Origin of the sequence: Streptomyces sp. MUM 2J (assembly GCF_022414535.1) — a bacterium.
Classification (GTDB): domain Bacteria; phylum Actinomycetota; class Actinomycetes; order Streptomycetales; family Streptomycetaceae; genus Streptomyces.
In genome coordinates this window covers 1-1,356 of sequence record NZ_JADWYM010000106.1, presented here as the reverse complement: position 1 = coordinate 1,356, position 1,356 = coordinate 1, and the positions used below count along the sequence as shown (strand labels likewise).

General features: G+C 69.5%; 1 protein-coding gene. It reads right to left on the bottom strand.

Annotated features, from left to right (window positions below):
- A partial coding sequence (locus tag I3F54_RS31820; protein WP_275677183.1) for a type I polyketide synthase occupies positions 1–1,356 on the bottom strand: 1,356 nt, incomplete at both ends.

Below are 1,356 nucleotides of genomic sequence, written 5' to 3'. Positions count from 1 at the left end.
GCGGGTGCTTCTTCGAGGATGACGTGGGCGTTGGTGCCGCTGATCCCGAACGACGACACCGCCGCCCGCCGCGCCCGCTCAGGGCCTGCGGGCCAGGCAACCGGTTCGGTCAGCAACCGGACCGCCCCCTCGCCCCAGTCGACGTGCGGAGTGGGTTCACCGACGTGCAGGGTGCGAGGCAGCGTCTCGTGATGCAGCGCCATCACCATCTTGATCACACCACCCACACCGGCCGCGGCCTGAGCATGGCCGACGTTGGACTTCAAAGACCCCAGCCACAACGGCCGACCCGGATCATGCTCGGCACCGTAGGTGTTCAGAACAGCCTGCGCCTCGATCGGGTCGCCCAGCCGGGTACCGGTCCCGTGCGCCTCGACCACGTCGATGTCCGTGCCGCTCACACCGGCACTGGCCCACGCCTGGCGGATCACCCGCTGCTGCGACGGACCGTTCGGCGCCGTCAACCCGTTGGACGCTCCGTCCTGGTTCACCGCACTGCCCCGCACGACCGCCCACACACGGTGACCCCGGCGTATCGCGTCCGACAACCGTTCCACCACCAGCAGACCCACACCCTCGGCCCACCCGGTGCCGTCCGCATCGGCGGAAAAAGCACGGCAACGGCCGTCGGGGGAGAGTCCGCGCTGGCGGCTGAACTCCACGAACGTCGACGGCGTCGACATCACCGTCACCCCACCCGCCAGCGCCAGGTCGCACTCACCCAGCCGCAACGCCTGACCCGCCAGATGCAACGCGACCAACGACGACGAACACGCCGTGTCCACACTCACCGCCGGGCCCTCGAACCCGAACACGTACGCCAACCGACCCGAGGCCACGCTGGTCGAGCGGCCGGTCAGCAGGTAGCCGTCGATGCCCTCGGTCGTGGACTCGCCTTGGCCGAGGCCGGTGGCGTAGTCGTTGTACATGACGCCGGTGAACACGCCGGTGCGGCTGCCCTGCAGGCTGTGCGGGTTGATGCGGGCGTGCTCCAACGCCTCCCACGCCGTCTCCAACAGCAACCGCTGCTGCGGATCCATCGCCAACGCCTCACGCGGACTGATCCCGAAGAACTCCGCATCGAACCCCGCCGCCCCCCGCAGGAAACCACCCTCACGGGCATACGACGTCCCCACATGCTCCGGATCCGGATCGAACAACCCCTCCAGATCCCAACCACGATCCGCCGGGAAACCCCCGACCACATCCCGACCCTCGGCCACCAGCCGCCACAGGTCCTCCGGACCCCCCACACCACCCGGGAACCGGCAGGCCATCCCCACGATCGCCAACGGCTCATCCACCGCGACCACCCCACCCACCACACCGGCCGACACATCGGCGTCACCCGTGAGC